The following is a 15,220-nucleotide window of genomic DNA, read 5'->3' as shown; positions in this document are numbered from 1 at the left end:
TTATTGCGCGCGCAGCCGGTAGCCGCGCTGCGCCTTGCTGATGTTGTCGGGGCTGAGGCCGGGCAGCGCCTGCTGCAGTTCCGCGGCGAGCATCGCGAGCGCGGTCTCCGGGCCATCGATCAGTTCGAGTTCGATTTCGCTGATCGGTTCGCGGCGCGTCTCGTTTTGCGCGTGGGCGACGATCTCGCCGGCATCCACCGCCGCCTCGACGGTCGCGCCGCCGATCGCGATGCGCCACAGCGTGCGCGAAAAATCGGTGCGGAACAGCGCATGCAGTGCGGGGGCGGCATCGCGCAGCGCGGCGGCCGCTTCCGGCACGTCGCAGGCGGCGACGAGCGCATCGATCTCGAGCGCGTCGCCGGCGATTGCGAGTTCCCATTCGTGACGCCGATGCAGCCCGCCTTCCGCGGTGCCGACCGTCTTGAACGTCTGCAGCCAGCCTTGCGGCGCATGGCGCACCCGTACGGCGCTCTTCGAGCGGGCGAGCGCCAGATCGGGCGTGTCGTAGTAGACGTTCGCGAGCGCGATCTCGCGGCCGGGCTCGCCGGTCAGCGTCGCGAAGAACTGCCGCGCCGCGTCGGCCTGCCCGGCCGGCAGCGCGAGCTTGATTTCCTTCTCGATCGCCATCAGAAGAACATCCGCGCGAGTTCTTCGCCGGGTTGCTCGGCGCGCATGAACGCTTCGCCGACCAGGAACGTGTTCACGTTCGCCGCGCGCATCGTGTCGACGTCGATGCGCGACAGGATGCCCGATTCGGTCACGACGATGCGGTCGGCCGGAATCATGTCGAGCATGTCGAGCGTCGTACGGATCGACGTCTCGAACGTGCGCAGGTTGCGGTTGTTGATGCCGAGGAGCGGGGTCTTCAGCGTCAGCGCCTGTTCCATTTCGTCGCGGTCGTGCACCTCGACCAGCACCGCGAGCCCGAGCGAGTGCGCATACGCCTCGAGATCCTGCATCAGCGGCGTGTCGAGCGCGGCGGCAATCAGCAGGATCGCGTCCGCGCCCATCGCGCGCGCTTCGAGGATCTGATAAGCGTCGACGATGAAGTCCTTGCGCAGCACCGGCAGCGTGCAGGCCGCGCGCGCTTCCTCGAGATAGCGGACACCGCCCTGGAAGAACTGCTCGTCGGTCAGCACCGACAGGCACGCGGCGCCGTGCGCGGCGTACGAGCGGGCGATGTCGGCCGGCACGAAGTGCTCGCGCAGCACGCCCTTCGACGGGCTGGCCTTCTTGATTTCGGCGATCACGGCGGCCTGGCCGGCTGCGTGCTTGGCGCGCAGCGCGCCGGCGAAGTCGCGCAGGTCGCGGGCGGACGCGTCCAGCTTCAACGCCTCGAGCGGCGTGCTGCGCATGGCCGCCGCGACTTCTTCGCGCTTGACGGCAATGATTCGTTCGAGAATGTCGCTCATGGGAGTCTCGTGCTTGATTCGGGTTCGAAAGGGCGGATCAGCGCTTGAACTGCTGCGTGAAGCGCACCAGCTCGTCGACTTTCGCGCGCGCCTTGCCGCTCGCGATCGCTTCGCGGGCGAGCTGGATGCCGTCGGCGATCGACGCGGCGACGTTCGCTGAATACAGCGCGGTGCCCGCGTTCAGCGTGACGATCTCGCGCGCGACGCCCGGCTGGTTGTCGAGTGCGCCGAGCAGCATCACGCGCGACTCGTCGGCATTTTCCACCTTCAGCGAGCGGTTCGACACCATCTGCAGGCCGAAGTCCTCCGGATGGATCTCGTATTCGTGCACCTGGCCGTCGCGCAACTCGCCGACGAGCGTCGCGGCGCCGAGCGACACCTCGTCCATCCCGTCCTTGCCGTACACGACCAGCACGTGCTGCGCGCCGAGGCGCTGCATCACGCGCACCTGGATGCCGACGAGGTCCGGGTGGAACACGCCCATCAGCTGGTTCGGCGCGCCGGCCGGGTTGGTCAGCGGGCCGAGGATGTTGAAGATCGTCCGCACGCCGAGCTCGCGGCGCACCGCCGCGATGTTCTTCATCGCCGGGTGATGGTTCGGCGCGAACATGAAGCCCATGCCGGTCTCGGCGATCGACGCGGCCACCTCGTCGGGCTGCAGGTCGATGTTGACGCCGAGCGCCTCGAGCACGTCGGCGCTGCCGGACTTGCTCGACACGCCGCGGTTGCCGTGCTTCGCGACCTTCGCGCCGGCCGCCGCGGTGACGAACATCGACGCGGTCGAGATGTTGAACGTGTGCGAGCCGTCGCCGCCGGTGCCGACGATGTCGACGAAGTTCGAGTTGTCCTGCACCTGCACGTGGTTCGCGAATTCGCGCATCACGGTTGCGGCGGCGGCGATCTCGCCGATCGTCTCCTTCTTCACGCGCAGGCCGGTGATGATCGCGGCGGCCATCACCGGCGACATGTCGCCGCGCATGATGAGCCGCATCAGGTGCAGCATCTCGTCGTGGAAGATCTCGCGGTGCTCGATCGTGCGCTGCAGCGCTTCCTGGGGAGTGATCGTCATCGTGCGGCTCCGGTCAGGCGGCGTGCGCGGCCGCGCGGGCCTGCTTGAGGAAGTTCTCGAGCAGCGCATGGCCGTGCTCGGACAGGATCGATTCCGGGTGGAACTGCACGCCTTCGATCGGCAGCGTCTTGTGGCGCACGCCCATGATCTCGCCGTCGTCGGTCCATGCGGAGATCTCGAGGCAGTCCGGCAGCGATTCGCGCTCGATCGCGAGCGAGTGGTAGCGCGTGACGTCGAAATGCTTCGGCAGGTCGGCGAACACGCCGCGGCAGTCGGTTTCGATCCGGCTCACCTTGCCGTGCATGATGGTTTTCGCGCGCACGACGCGGCCGCCGAATGCCTCGCCGATCGCCTGGTGGCCGAGGCACACGCCGAGGATCGGTTTCTTGCCCGCGAATTCGCGCAGCACGTCGAGCGTGATGCCCGCGTGCTGCGGGTTGCTCGGGCCCGGCGACAGGCAGATCGCGGCGGGATCGAGGCGCGCGATCTCGTCGAGCGTGATTTCGTCGTTGCGATAGGTGCGCACGTCCTCGCCCAGCTCGCCGAAGTACTGGACCAGGTTGTAGGTGAACGAGTCGTAGTTGTCGATCATGAGCAGCATGGTCAGTCTCCGGTCAGAAGTCGCTGTCGAGGCCGTCTTGGACCTGTTCGGCCGCACGCAGCACCGCGCGCGCCTTGTTCTCGGTCTCTTGCCATTCGGATTCGGGCACCGAATCCGCGACGACGCCGGCCGCCGCTTGCACGTACAGGTTGCCGTTGTGGATCAGGCCCGTGCGGATCGCGATCGCGAGATCCATCTCGCCGGAGAAAGACAGGTAGCCGACCGCGCCGCCGTACAGCCCGCGCTTGGTCGGCTCGAGCTCGTCGATCAGCTCCATCGCGCGCACCTTCGGCGCGCCCGACAGCGTGCCGGCCGGGAACGTCGCGCGCAGCACGTCGTAGTTCGTCATGCCGGGCTTCAGCTTGCCTTCGACCGAGCTGACGATGTGCTGCACGTGCGAGTACTTCTCGATCACCAACCGGTCGGTCACCTGCACCGAGCCGATTTCCGCGATGCGGCCCACGTCGTTGCGCGCGAGATCGATCAGCATCACGTGCTCGGCGACTTCCTTCGGGTCGTTGAGCAGCTCGGTCGCGAGTTCCGCGTCGCGTTCCGGCGTGTTGCCGCGCGGGCGGGTGCCGGCGAGCGGGCGGATCGTGACGACCTGGTCGTCGCCGCGCTTCTCCTGGCGCACGAGGATTTCCGGCGACGCGCCCACCACGTGGAAATCGCCGAAGTTGTAGTAATACATGTACGGCGACGGGTTCAGCGAGCGCAGCGCGCGGTACAGCGACAGCGGGTTGTCGCGATACGGCTTCGTCAGGCGCTGACCGACCTGGATCTGCATCAGCTCGCCGGCCGCGATGTATTCCTTGGCCTGGCGCACGGCGGCCAGATAGTCTTCCTTCTTGAACTCGCGGAACGTCTCGGTGCGCACGCTCGGCGACGTGACGGGCGGCTGCACGGTCGCGCGCAGGCGCTGCTTCAGTTCGCGCAGCCGCTGCTTCGCCTTCGCGTATGCCTCGGGCTGGCCCGGATCGGCATAGATGATCAGGTAGAGCTTGCCGGCGAGGTTGTCGATCACCGCGACTTCCTCGGTCAGCAGCAGCTGGATGTCGGGCAGGCCGAGATCGTCGCGCGGGGCCGTGTGCGCGAGCTTCTTCTCGATGTAGCGCACCGCGTCGTAGCCGAAATAGCCGGCGAGGCCGCCGCAAAAGCGCGGCAGGCCGGGGCGCTGCGCGACCTTGAAGCGTGCCTGGAACGCGGCGATGAACTCGAACGGATCGCCGTCGTGCGTCTCGACGACCTGGCCGTCGCGCACGACTTCGGAGACACCGGCGCGCGTGCGCACGAGCGTGCGCGCCGGCAGGCCGATGAACGAATAGCGGCCGAAGCGTTCGCCGCCGACCACCGATTCGAGCAGGAACGAGTTGGCGCCGCCGCGTTCCGGCTGCGCCAGTTTCAGGTAGAGGGACAGCGGCGTTTCGAGGTCGGCCAGGGCTTCCGCGATCAGCGGGATGCGGTTGTAGCCTTCGTTCGCGAGCGATTGGAATTCGAGTTCAGTCATGTTCCGGTCCTGTTCGGGACAACGGCGGAGTGCGCCGGGGATCACGGGGAGCTGCGCGGGCTGCCGTCGGCGGAATGGCGGTCGATCGTGATGTGCCTGGTGCCGGCGGGCGCATCCCGGAGCGCGAACGTCGCCAGCCTGCGGCCGGCCCTGAACGGAATCGTTCGGGCGCGGTACGGTGGTAGGTGAAGCGACGATCGGTGCGCGGGTGCGCAGCGAGATAAAAAACGGCGCTGAAGACGAACTTCAGCGTACCTCATCGACGAGGTTAGCGCGACCAGCGACGCCAGGGCCAGGCTCCCCGGTCGATGCTGCTCAGACTCCGTTTTTTATTCAGAAACATGCGGATGGAAGAAATAATTCAGAGGATTGGCCGGCCTGCATTGTGCGCGGAGATCGCGCGTGCCGCGGCCAGCAGCGAACCGACTATACCATCCGAATTTATCGTTTGTATAGCTTTGCCGTGGTTGTAGCCGTACGGCACCGTCAGCGTCGCCATGCCGGCTGCGCGGCCCGCCAGCGCATCGTTTTCCGAGTCGCCGATCGCGACCGTCGCCGCGGGTGCGACGCCGAGCGCGTCGCACGCGGTCAGCATCGGCAGCGGGTCCGGTTTCTTGCGCGGCACGCTGTCGCCGCCGAGCACGATGCCGAAACGGTCGATCAGCCCGTATTGCTCGAGCAGCTCGAGCGCGAAGCGATGCGGCTTGTTGGTCACGCACGCAAGCTTGATGCCGTCGGCACGCAGCGCGTCGAGGCCGGCCGCGACGTCCGGGTAGAGGCGCGCGTGGCGGCCGTTGATCTTCGCGTACTCGGCCTGGTAGATCGCGAGCGCGTCGTCGAAGCGCGCATGTGCGTCGTCCGCACTGAAGCGCGGCTTCAGCACGCTCTGGATCAGGTGCTCGGAGCCCTTGCCCACATAGCCGATCACCTCGTCGCGCGACGTCGCCGGCGCGTCCAGCTGCGCGAGCATGCCGTTCAGGCCGGCGGTGAAATCGTCTGCGGTATCGACCATCGTGCCGTCGAGGTCGATCAGCGCCGCGTCGATGCGCGGCGCCGCGAAGCGGATCGGTGCCGCGCCGGCGGCGAGATTCGGCTCGGCCACGGTCAGCTCCGCTCGACGGTCGCGAGCTGGGCGCGCATCTCGTCGATCACCTTGCGATAGTCGGGCTTGCCGAAGATCGCCGAGCCCGCGACGAAGGTGTCCGCGCCGGCCGCCGCGATTTCGGCGATGTTGTCGGCCTTCACGCCGCCGTCCACCTCGAGCAGGATCTCGCGGCCGGTGCGCTCGGTGTAAGCGTCGAGGCGCGCGCGCGTCTCGCGCAGCTTGTTCAGCGTTTCCGGAATGAACGACTGGCCGCCGAAGCCCGGGTTGACCGACATCAGCAGCACGAAGTCGAGGCGATCCATCACGTAATCGAGATAGTTCAGCGGCGTCGCCGGGTTGAACACGAGGCCGGCCTTGCAGCCGTGGTCGCGGATCAGCGACAGCGTGCGGTCGATGTGGTCGGATCCTTCCGGATGGAAGCTGATCAGGTTCGCGCCGGCTTTCGCGAAGTCGGGCACGATGCGGTCGACCGGGCGTACCATCAGGTGCACGTCGATCGGCACCTGCACGTGCGGGCGGATCGCTTCGCAGACCAGCGGCCCGATCGTCAGGTTCGGGACATAATGGTTGTCCATCACGTCGAAGTGGATCCAGTCGGCGCCGGCGGCGACCACGTTGCGGACTTCTTCGCCGAGCCGTGCGAAGTCGGCCGACAGGATGCTGGGGGCGATGCGGAATTGAGTCATGGCAGGGGGAGCGGGGACGCTGCGGCGCAAAACCGCCATTCTACCGCCGGGCGGCCCCGCGCGCGGTTGCGGGCCGGTGCCGCATGAAGCAGAATGCCGAACCAAAGCGGCGCATCTGCGGCCCGGCGTCGCACGACGCCAGCACGGGCCAGTCACTATCCAGCGGAATCACCATGAGTCAGTATCAGTTCACCGTGACGGTGAAAACCAGCTACTTGCCGGAACAATCCGACCCCGAACGCCGTCAATATGCATTCGCGTACACGCTGACGATCCGCAATAGCGGACAGGTCGCGGCACAGCTGATCGCGCGCCACTGGATCATCACCGACAGCGAGAGTCAGGTGCAGGAGGTGAAGGGGCTGGGGGTCGTCGGCCACCAGCCGCTGCTGCAGCCTGGCGAACAGTTCGAATACACGAGCTGGGCCGTGATCGCGACGCCGGTCGGCACGATGCGCGGGTCGTACTTCTGCGTGGCGGAGGACGGCGAGCGCTTCGACGCGCCGATCGACGAGTTCGCGCTGCACATGCCGCGCACGCTTCATTGAGCGTGCGGACGCGGTGGAATCAGCGCGGCTGACGGTCGTTGTCGCGGGCGTGCTTCTTCCTGCCCGAGGCTGTCCACGCGACGATGAAGATCAGCAGGGCGAGCGCAAGGAAAGCTTCCAGCGCGAAGATGAGCATCGGATATTGGTCGAGAAAATCTGACATGGCGGTTTCCATCAAGAACGGACATTGTATGTGGTTTGGGCCCCGGGCGGCCGGGTGGGCGGCGGCGGTCGCGACGGCGGCGCTGCTTGCCGCGTGTGGCGGCACGCCGACGCGGACATCTTCCATGAAGCCGCCGAGCGGCGCCGCGATCGTGCCGGGGCAGGTCGCCCCCGCGCGGCTGACGCCGGTCGCGTGGCAACAGGTGCCGGGCTGGCAGGACGATTCGCTGATCGGCGCGACGGCCGCGCTGCGGCAGAACTGCGCGCGCCTCGCGCGCCAGCCGTCGTGGCAGCGTGCGTGCGCGGCCGCCGAGCGCCTCGACGAGCTCGACATCGGCAGCGCGCGCGCATTCTTCGAAACGTATTTCACGCCGTTCCAGTTCGCCAACAGCGACGGCACGCTCGACGGGCTCGTCACCGGCTATTACGAGCCGCTGCTGCACGGCTCTCGCGTGCGGCGCGGGCCTTATCAGACCGCGCTCTACCGCTGGCCGTCCGGCTATCGCGCGGGCGCCGCGCTGCCGGCGCGCGCGCAGCTCGAGCGTGCGGGCATCCTGAACGGCAACGAGCTCGTGTGGGTCGACGATCCGATCGAGGCGTTCTTCCTGCAGGTGCAGGGTTCGGGGCGGGTCCTGCTCGACGACGGCTCGGTGATGCGCGTCGGCTATGGCGGCACCAACAACCAGCCGTATCGTTCGATCGGCAAGTGGCTGCTCGACCGCGGCGAGCTGACGCCCGCGCAGGCGACGATGCAGGGCATCAAGGCGTGGGCGAAGGCGAATCCGGCGCGCGTCGACGCGCTGCTCGACACGAATCCGCGCTTCGTGTTCTTCCGCGAAATGCCGTCGAAGGAAGACGTGCCGCGCGGCGGCTCGGATGGCCCGGTCGGCGCGCTCGGCGTGCCGCTGACGCCCGAGCGCTCGATCGCGGTCGATCCGTCGTCGATCCCGCTCGGCACGCCGGTCTTCCTGCAGACGACGCGTCCGCTGACCAATACGCCGATGAACCGCCTCGTGTTCGCGCAGGACACGGGCACGGCGATCAAGGGCGGCGTGCGCGCCGATTACTTCTGGGGGCTCGGCGACGACGCGGGCGACCAGGCCGGGCGGATGAAGCAGATTGGCCGGATGTGGCTGCTGTTCCCGAATTCGTGATTTGACGCACGCGGCAAATGAAAAGCCCGATCGGTGTGAGCCGGTCGGGCTTTTTCGTGGCGGCGCGCATGACGTGCGCCGCAGGCGCGCCGGTGGGACCAGCCTGTCAGCCCTTGCGCTTGTCGATGACCCGACGCGCCTTGCCGACCGAGCGCTCGATGCCGTTTACCGGCAGCACGTTGACGATTGCCGTCACGCCGATCAGCGACTTGATGTCGTGCGTGAGTGCGCGCCTCGCCGCGTCGATCGCCGCCGTGTCCGGCGCGGTCTCGGGGCAAGGCTCGACGTTCAGCGTCAGCACGTCGAGCGGCCCCTCCTTCGTTAGCACGATCTGGTAGTGCGGCGCGAGCGCACGTTGCTTGAGCAGCTGTTCCTCGATCTGCGTCGGAAATACGTTCACGCCGCGCACGATCATCATGTCGTCCGAGCGGCCGGTGATCTTTTCCATCCGGCGCATCGTGCGTGCGGTGCCCGGCAGGAGGCGCGTCAGGTCACGCGTCCGATAGCGGATGATCGGCAGCGCCTCCTTGGTCAGCGACGTGAACACGAGCTCGCCCAGCTCGCCGTCGGGCAGCACCTCGCCGGTATCCGGGTCGATGATTTCCGGGTAGAAGTGGTCTTCCCAGATCGTCGGGCCATCCTTGGTCTCCACGCATTCGGACGCGACACCCGGGCCCATCACCTCGGACAAGCCATAGATGTCGACCGCATCGATGCCCATGCGGCGCTCGATTGCCGCGCGCATGTCGTTGGTCCACGGCTCGGCGCCGAAGATGCCGATGCGCAGCGAACTCTGCGCGGGATCGAGGCCCTGCCGCTCGAATTCGTCGGCGATCGACAGCATGTAGCTCGGCGTCACCATGATGATGTCCGGGCGGAAATCCTGGATCAGCTGAACCTGCTTCTCGGTCTGGCCGCCGCCGAACGGGATCACGGTCAGCCCGGCGCGCTCCGCGCCGTAATGCGCGCCGAGCCCGCCCGTGAACAGCCCGTAGCCATAGCTCACGTGAACCTTGTCGCCCTGGCGCGCGCCGGCGGCGCGGATCGACCGCGCGACCAGGTTGGCCCACGTATCGATGTCGCGCGCGGTGTAGCCGACGACGGTCGGTTTGCCGGTCGTCCCCGACGACGCGTGGATGCGCGAGATCTGCTCCTGCGGCACCGCGAACATGCCGAACGGATAGCTGTCGCGCAGGTCGCTCTTGGTGGTGAACGGGAAGCGGGACAGGTCGGCCAGCGTTTTCAGGTCGTCCGGATGCACGCCCGCGTCGTCGAATTTGCGTCGATAGACGGGGGAGTGCAGGTAGGCATGCCGGAGCGACCATTGGAGGCGCTCGAGCTGCAGCGCGGTCAGCTCGTCGCGCGTCGCGGTCTCGATCGGCTCGAGCGGTAGCGGGGTAGTCATGCGTGTCTCCAGTGCTTGTTATGTGCGCGGCTGTTGCGTCAGCGGTCTTCCGGAATGACCGTGCCCTTGATCTGGGCGGACTTGCCGCGGAACAGCGCGACGGTTTCGCCGGCCCGGTTCGTGACGCGGATGTCGTAGATGCCATACCGGCCGTTGCGCGTCTGCTCCACTGCTTCGGCGGTCAGCACGTCGCCGCCCTGCACCGGGCGCAGGTATTCGATCGAGCAGCCGGCCGCGACGGTGCTGAGGTTGTACGAATTGCACGCGAATGCGAACGTCGAATCGGCGAGCGTGAAGATGAGCCCGCCGTGACAGATCCGGTGGCCGTTCAGGAAGTCGTCGCGTACCGGCATGCGCATGCGCGCATAGCCGGGCCGGACTTCCGCGAGCTCCATGCCCAGCGCGCGGCTGCATGCGTCGGCGTCGTACATGGCCTCGGCGGTGGCTCGCGCGAGCGCGTCGGCGCCGGGTGTGTCGGTGGAGGCGGCCGTCATGTCAGCGCCCCTCGAAGCGCGGCGCGCGCTTCTCGATGAACGCCTGCACGCCTTCCGCGTAATCGTGCGACTGACCGAGCCTGCGCTGCAGGTCGCGCTCCAGGTCGAGTTGCTGATCGAGCGTGTGCGTGATGCTTTCGCGCATCGCCTGCTTGATCGATGCGATCGCGAGCGTCGGCTGCTGCGCGAATTGGACGGCGAGCTGGCGGGCTGTCGCGGCGAGCGTATCGTCGTCGACCGCACGCCAGATGAGTCCCCATTGCTCGGCCTGCTCGGCGCTCAGCTTGTCGCCGGTCAGCGCGAGCCCGAGCGCGCGCGCCATGCCGACGCGCTGCGGCAGGAACCAGGTGCCGCCGGAGTCCGGCACGAGCCCGATCTTCACGAATGCCTGGATGAAGCTGCTCGAGCGTGCGGCCAGCACGAGGTCGCACGCGAGCGCCAGGTTGGCGCCCGCGCCGGCGGCCGTGCCGTTCACCGCGGCGATCACTGGCAACGGCAGGCGCTGCAGTCGCCGGATCAGCGGATTGAAATGCTCGTCGATCAGCGTGCCGAGATCGGTTGTCGCGCCGGGGGTGAAGTCGAGGTCGGCGAGATCCTGGCCGGCGCAGAAGCCACGGCCCGCGCCCGTCAGGATCAGTGCGCGTGCGTCGCTGGCCGAGACTTCATCGAGTGCCGACTGCAGTTCGCGATGCATCGCCCGCGTGAAGCTGTTGAGCTTGTCCGGACGGTTGAGCGTGATCGTGGCCACATGGGCCGCCTGATCGATATCCAGCTGAATCGCCTGATATGACATGCAGTGTCTCCTGGATGACTCCGTTATGAATGCGTCGCGCGCCGGCTACACCCGCTCGATCGCGATCGCGATGCCCTGGCCGACGCCGATGCACATCGTGCAGAGCGCGAAGCGGCCGCCAATGCGCTCGAGTTGATGGAGGGCGGTGGTCACGAGCCGTGCGCCGGACGCGCCGAGCGGGTGGCCGAGCGCAATCGCGCCGCCGTTCGGGTTTACGCGCGGATCGTCGTCCGCGACGCCCAGCATCCGCAGCACCGCGAGCCCCTGCGATGCGAATGCCTCGTTCAGCTCGATCACGTCGAACTGGTCGATCGTCATGCCGAGCTGCCCGAGCAGCTTCCGCGCGGCCGGCGCCGGGCCGATGCCCATCACGCGCGGCTCGACGCCCGCCGTCGCCATGCCGACGACTCGCGCGCGGCGGCGCAGGCCGTACTGGTCGGCTGCATCCGCATTGGCGAGCAGCAGCGCGCATGCGCCGTCGTTGACGCCCGACGCGTTGCCGGCCGTGACCGTGCCGTCCGGACGTACGACGCCCTTGAGCTTCGCGAGCGCCTCGAGCGACGTCTCGCGCGGATGCTCGTCGCGCGACACGACGAGCGGGTCGCCTTTTTTCTGCGGAATCGTGACGGGCACGATTTCCTGCGCCAACGTGCCGTCTTGCTGCGCACGCGCGGCCTTCTGCTGGCTGCGCAGCGCGAACAGGTCCTGGTCAGCGCGGCTGATCGCGTAATCGGTCGCGACGTTCTCGCCCGTCTCCGGCATCGAGTCGACGCCGTATTGCTGCTTCATCAGCGGGTTGATGAAGCGCCAGCCGATCGTCGTATCGAAGATGTCGGCCTGGCGCGCGAACGCTGTGGCCGACTTGCCCATCACGAACGGCGCGCGGGTCATGCTCTCGACGCCGCCCGCGATCATCAGACGCGCTTCCCCGGACTTGATCGCACGTGCGGCGGTACCGACGGCATCCATGCCGGAGCCGCACAGTCGGTTGAGCGTCGTGCCCGGCACGGCGGTCGGCAGGCCGGCCAGCAGCGCGGACATGCGCGCGACATTGCGGTTGTCCTCGCCGGCCTGGTTCGCGCAGCCGTAGATCACGTCGTCGATCGCGGCCCAGTCGACGTCGCGGTTGCGCTCGATCAACGCCCGGATCGGCACCGCGCCGAGGTCGTCGGCGCGGACATCTTTCAAGGCGCCGCCGTAGCGGCCAATGGGGGTGCGAATCGCGTCGCAGATATAGGCGTCAGTCATGGGCGTATCGGTGAAAGGCGAACCCGCCGGGCAGCGGATTCGTTCATGGTAGAGGACCGAGCGGCGTTTGCACGTCCGCCGTTCGGGTTATGCCGTTTGGCCAGCTTCCGCGGGCGCCGCCTTCGGGGCAACATGCACTCGGCTTTGCACGACGCGGAACCGGTTGGCGACGAACGCCGAGTCGGCCAGCGACGCATTCGCAGCCGGGTTCGCGCCGGTGCCATGGAAGTCCGAGAACGCGGCGGACTGATTGACGAACACGCCCCCCGTCAGGTTGATCGACAGCGCGACGCCGCCCCGCACCGCGGCATCGTGCGCCGCGTCGATCACGGCATCGTCGGTGCTGTAGACGGAGAGCGTCAGCGCGCCGTGCTCGGCGGCGATCGCGCCGGCGAGATCGAGCGACTGGGCCGTCGAGTCGGTCGCGATCACGAACGAGATCGGGCCGAACCACTCCTGCGTGAATTTCTCGCGGTCAGCGGCGTCGAGCTGGAGCACGAGCGGCGTGCGCACGCGTGCGTCGGGGAACGCGGGGTGCTGCAGCGTCAGGCTGTCCGCGAGCACGGGGCCGAGTTTGCGGGCGTCGTCGATCCGCGCGGTCACGCCGTCGTTTTGGATCGCGCCGATCAGTTCGACCGAGCGCGCCGGGTCACCGGTCAGCTTCTGTACCGCGCCGGCGATCGACTGGGCGACCTCGTCGAAGCTCACGTGTCCGTCGGCGGTCCGGATGCCGCTGCGCGGCACGTAGATGTTCTGCGGTGCCGTGCACATCTGCCCGGAGTAGAGCGACAGCGAGAAGGCGATGTTCTTTGCCGCGGCCTTCAGGTCGTCCACGGAGTCGATCACGATCTGGTTGACGCCGGCCTTTTCGGTATAGACCTGGGCCTGGTGCGCGTTCCGTTCGAGCCAGGTGCCGTTTTGCGTGCTGCCGGTGAAGTCGATCAGCTTGATTTCCGGGCGCAGCGCAAGGTTCTGCACGAGGGCGCCGTCGTTGGGCTCGGTCGCGAGGAGCGTGATGACATTCGGATCGAAGCCGGCTTCGCGCAGCACGTCGCGTGCGATCCGGACGGTGATCGCGAGGGGCAGGATCGCACCCGGATGCGGTTTGACGATCACGGTATTGCCGGTCGCCAGATCGGCGAAGAGGCCCGGGTAGCCGTTCCAGGTCGGGAACGTGCAGCAGCCGAGCACGAGCCCGGTGCCGCGCGGGACGATCGTATAGCGCTTGTGCATCGCGAGCGGCGGGTTCTTGCCTTGCGGTTTTTCCCAGTGAGCGTCGGCCGGGATGTGTCGCAGTTCGTCCCACGCATACGCAACGGCCTCGAGCGCGCGGTCCTGCGCGTGCGGGCCGCCGGCCTGGAACGCCATCATGAATGCCTGGCCGGTGGTGTGCATGACGCTGTAGGCAATCTCGAAGCTGGCGCGATTCAGGCGCGCGAGGATTTCCATGCTGACGCCGATCCATGCAGTCGGACCGGCCTCGCGCCATGTGCGCTGGGCTGCTGCGGCCGCGGCGATCAGTGCATCGGGCGTCGATTTCGGGTACCTCACACCCAGCCCGATGCCGAACGGCGACTGCTCCGCGCCGACCGTCTCGCCGGAAGCGGGCTGGTCGAGTGCAAAGGTCTTGTCGAGGTGCGATTTGAACGCCGCTTCGCCGTCGGCGTTGGCACTTTCCCCGTACACTTTGGGGCTCGGCATTTCGACGAACGCGCTCCAGTAACCGCGGCTCTCGAGGGCGGCGAGTGCGTGCTTCAGCGTGGCTTCGTGCTTCGTGAACAGTGGGTGGGTCATGGCGGCAGCCTGATGGACGTTGAAGGGATGGATTCGATTAATTAACCGACCGGTTGGTCGGAGAATGGTAGCATCAAACTATTCGCGTGTGCGCGGCGTTTCACATTTCATTGATCGAGGAGAAATCGATGGCTTACGAGAACATCGTGGTGGAGACCCGGGGCCGTGTTGGCCTCATTACGCTGAACCGGCCGAAGGCGCTGAATGCGCTGAACGATGCGTTGATGGATGAATTGGGCGTGGCGCTCAAGGCGTTCGATGCCGACGAAGGCATCGGCGCGATTGTCGTGACGGGCAGCGAGAAGGCGTTCGCCGCGGGGGCCGACATCGGCATGATGGCGACCTATTCCTATATGGATGTCTACAAGGGCGACTACATCACGCGAAACTGGGAGGTCATCCGCCAGATTCGCAAGCCGATCATTGCTGCTGTAGCTGGGTTCGCGCTGGGGGGCGGCTGCGAACTGGCGATGATGTGCGACATCATCTTCGCGGCGGATACGGCGAAGTTCGGTCAGCCCGAGATCAAGCTCGGCGTCATGCCGGGGGCGGGCGGCACGCAGCGCCTGCCGCGCGCGGTGTCGAAGGCGAAGGCGATGGACATGTGCCTGACCGCGCGTTTCATGGATGCGGCGGAGGCAGAGCGGGCGGGCTTGGTGTCGCGCGTGTTGCCGGCGGACAAACTGCTGGATGAGGCTATCGAAGCTGCGACGACGATTGCCGAGTATTCGTTGCCGGCCGTCATGATGGTCAAGGAGTCGGTCAATCGTGCGTACGAGACCACGCTGGCCGAGGGCGTGCAATTCGAGCGCCGGCTGTTCCATTCGATGTTTGCAACGGAAGATCAGAAGGAAGGGATGGCTGCGTTCGTCGAGAAGCGGAAACCGGTGTTCAAGCATCGCTGACGGGCGGCAATGTCGAATGTGGCGCGACCGCCTTGTCCGAGCCCATTCACAATCAAAAGCCCCGTGCGCGGCAGCGCACGGGTTTTTTTGAATTTATTTCGCGCACCCCCTTGCGCTTGGGGCGCGGGATGCCTAGAATCACGCCTCTTTCGCGCTAACGGCAACGCGGCGCGGAAGGGGGAAGCGGAGTTGGTCGGATGTCCTGTTGGGCGGCCGGCCGGCGCAGGAAGATGAACCCCGCAGTCGCAACGAAGTAGTTAAAAAAGTTGTTGACGAACTGCGAAACAGTGTTCATAATCTCGTTTCTCTGCTGCTGACAACGCAGCGCTGCTGAGAA

At 67.0% G+C, this 15,220-nt stretch carries 15 protein-coding genes; 3 read left to right on the top strand and 12 right to left on the bottom strand.

What is annotated here, in order from left to right:
- From ABFO07_RS00080 to rpe, 7 genes are all read right to left on the bottom strand, one after another.
- Nucleotides 1–627: a CYTH domain-containing protein gene (locus ABFO07_RS00080; protein ID WP_059805708.1), complete on the bottom strand. Its 627-nt coding sequence runs from the start codon at nt 625–627 to the stop codon at nt 1–3.
- Nucleotides 627–1,412 (bottom strand): indole-3-glycerol phosphate synthase TrpC, encoded by a 786-nt coding sequence (trpC, locus tag ABFO07_RS00075; RefSeq protein ID WP_059563186.1) that lies wholly within the window; start codon nt 1,410–1,412, stop codon nt 627–629. The genes ABFO07_RS00080 and trpC overlap by 1 nt, the downstream gene beginning before the upstream one ends.
- 37 nt (nt 1,413–1,449) lie before the next feature.
- A complete protein-coding gene (trpD, locus tag ABFO07_RS00070; protein WP_059563187.1) occupies nt 1,450–2,481 on the bottom strand; it encodes an anthranilate phosphoribosyltransferase in 1,032 nt (343 codons plus the stop codon).
- A 13-nt stretch (nt 2,482–2,494) separates the two neighbouring features.
- Nucleotides 2,495–3,082: an aminodeoxychorismate/anthranilate synthase component II gene (locus ABFO07_RS00065; protein ID WP_059563188.1), complete on the bottom strand. Its 588-nt coding sequence runs from the start codon at nt 3,080–3,082 to the stop codon at nt 2,495–2,497.
- Between the two features lie 13 nt (nt 3,083–3,095).
- The gene (gene trpE, locus ABFO07_RS00060) at nt 3,096–4,589 is read right to left on the bottom strand and encodes an anthranilate synthase component I (RefSeq protein ID WP_059563189.1); all 1,494 of its coding nucleotides are present in this window, start codon (nt 4,587–4,589) and stop codon (nt 3,096–3,098) included.
- A 361-nt stretch (nt 4,590–4,950) separates the two neighbouring features.
- A complete protein-coding gene (locus tag ABFO07_RS00055; RefSeq protein WP_059563190.1) occupies nt 4,951–5,691 on the bottom strand; it encodes a phosphoglycolate phosphatase in 741 nt (246 codons plus the stop codon).
- A gap of 2 nt (nt 5,692–5,693) precedes the next feature.
- On the bottom strand, nt 5,694–6,380 hold the full coding sequence (gene rpe, locus ABFO07_RS00050; RefSeq protein WP_059563191.1) for a ribulose-phosphate 3-epimerase: 687 nt from the start codon (nt 6,378–6,380) through the stop codon (nt 5,694–5,696).
- A 173-nt stretch (nt 6,381–6,553) separates the two neighbouring features.
- Between rpe and apaG the strand changes: the two genes are divergently transcribed.
- Both apaG and mltA read left to right on the top strand, forming a co-directional pair.
- A complete protein-coding gene (gene apaG, locus ABFO07_RS00040) occupies nt 6,554–6,928 on the top strand; it encodes a Co2+/Mg2+ efflux protein ApaG (protein ID WP_059563192.1) in 375 nt (124 codons plus the stop codon).
- A gap of 83 nt (nt 6,929–7,011) precedes the next feature.
- Entirely contained in the window at nt 7,012–8,244 is a 1,233-nt protein-coding gene (gene mltA, locus ABFO07_RS00035; protein ID WP_081059612.1) for a murein transglycosylase A, read from the top strand.
- Between the two features lie 106 nt (nt 8,245–8,350).
- Here mltA and paaK read toward each other — a convergent pair whose 3' ends face one another.
- From paaK to paaN, 5 genes are all read right to left on the bottom strand, one after another.
- Nucleotides 8,351–9,649, bottom strand: a complete 1,299-nt coding sequence (gene paaK, locus ABFO07_RS00030) for a phenylacetate--CoA ligase PaaK (protein ID WP_059563194.1) — start codon at nt 9,647–9,649, stop codon at nt 8,351–8,353.
- Nucleotides 9,650–9,687: 38 nt separating this feature from the next.
- Nucleotides 9,688–10,143 (bottom strand): hydroxyphenylacetyl-CoA thioesterase PaaI, encoded by a 456-nt coding sequence (gene paaI, locus ABFO07_RS00025; RefSeq protein WP_059922937.1) that lies wholly within the window; start codon nt 10,141–10,143, stop codon nt 9,688–9,690.
- A 1-nt stretch (nt 10,144) separates the two neighbouring features.
- A complete protein-coding gene (gene paaG / locus ABFO07_RS00020) occupies nt 10,145–10,936 on the bottom strand; it encodes a 2-(1,2-epoxy-1,2-dihydrophenyl)acetyl-CoA isomerase PaaG (protein ID WP_060016580.1) in 792 nt (263 codons plus the stop codon).
- 45 nt (nt 10,937–10,981) lie between these two features.
- Nucleotides 10,982–12,184 (bottom strand): 3-oxoadipyl-CoA thiolase, encoded by a 1,203-nt coding sequence (gene pcaF, locus ABFO07_RS00015; RefSeq protein WP_059922939.1) that lies wholly within the window; start codon nt 12,182–12,184, stop codon nt 10,982–10,984.
- An 87-nt stretch (nt 12,185–12,271) separates the two neighbouring features.
- Nucleotides 12,272–13,978 (bottom strand): phenylacetic acid degradation protein PaaN, encoded by a 1,707-nt coding sequence (gene paaN, locus ABFO07_RS00010; protein ID WP_059805724.1) that lies wholly within the window; start codon nt 13,976–13,978, stop codon nt 12,272–12,274.
- A gap of 128 nt (nt 13,979–14,106) precedes the next feature.
- On the opposite strand from paaN, the gene ABFO07_RS00005 reads away from it, so the two are divergent.
- Nucleotides 14,107–14,883: an enoyl-CoA hydratase gene (locus ABFO07_RS00005; RefSeq protein ID WP_059563200.1), complete on the top strand. Its 777-nt coding sequence runs from the start codon at nt 14,107–14,109 to the stop codon at nt 14,881–14,883.
- Nucleotides 14,884–15,220: the final 337 nt, after the last annotated feature.

The sequence above is a fragment of the Burkholderia stagnalis genome (assembly GCF_039848545.1).
In the GTDB taxonomy this organism is placed as follows: Bacteria; Pseudomonadota; Gammaproteobacteria; order Burkholderiales; family Burkholderiaceae; genus Burkholderia; species Burkholderia stagnalis.
The sequence above is the reverse complement of the archived record's forward strand: the minus strand, read 5'-3'. Positions and strand labels throughout refer to the sequence as shown.

Coding starts and splice junctions, on each gene's coding strand:
- ABFO07_RS00080 (WP_059805708.1), bottom strand. CDS start 627: ATGGCGATCGAGAAGGAAATCAAGCTCGCGCTGCCGGCCGGGCAGGCC.
- trpC (WP_059563186.1), bottom strand. CDS start 1,412: ATGAGCGACATTCTCGAACGAATCATTGCCGTCAAGCGCGAAGAAGTC.
- trpD (WP_059563187.1), bottom strand. CDS start 2,481: ATGACGATCACTCCCCAGGAAGCGCTGCAGCGCACGATCGAGCACCGC.
- ABFO07_RS00065 (WP_059563188.1), bottom strand. CDS start 3,082: ATGCTGCTCATGATCGACAACTACGACTCGTTCACCTACAACCTGGTC.
- trpE (WP_059563189.1), bottom strand. CDS start 4,589: ATGACTGAACTCGAATTCCAATCGCTCGCGAACGAAGGCTACAACCGC.
- rpe (WP_059563191.1), bottom strand. CDS start 6,380: ATGACTCAATTCCGCATCGCCCCCAGCATCCTGTCGGCCGACTTCGCA.
- apaG (WP_059563192.1), top strand. CDS start 6,554: ATGAGTCAGTATCAGTTCACCGTGACGGTGAAAACCAGCTACTTGCCG.
- mltA (WP_081059612.1), top strand. CDS start 7,012: ATGAAGATCAGCAGGGCGAGCGCAAGGAAAGCTTCCAGCGCGAAGATG.
- paaK (WP_059563194.1), bottom strand. CDS start 9,649: ATGACTACCCCGCTACCGCTCGAGCCGATCGAGACCGCGACGCGCGAC.
- paaI (WP_059922937.1), bottom strand. CDS start 10,143: ATGACGGCCGCCTCCACCGACACACCCGGCGCCGACGCGCTCGCGCGA.
- paaG (WP_060016580.1), bottom strand. CDS start 10,936: ATGTCATATCAGGCGATTCAGCTGGATATCGATCAGGCGGCCCATGTG.
- pcaF (WP_059922939.1), bottom strand. CDS start 12,184: ATGACTGACGCCTATATCTGCGACGCGATTCGCACCCCCATTGGCCGC.
- paaN (WP_059805724.1), bottom strand. CDS start 13,978: ATGACCCACCCACTGTTCACGAAGCACGAAGCCACGCTGAAGCACGCA.
- ABFO07_RS00005 (WP_059563200.1), top strand. CDS start 14,107: ATGGCTTACGAGAACATCGTGGTGGAGACCCGGGGCCGTGTTGGCCTC.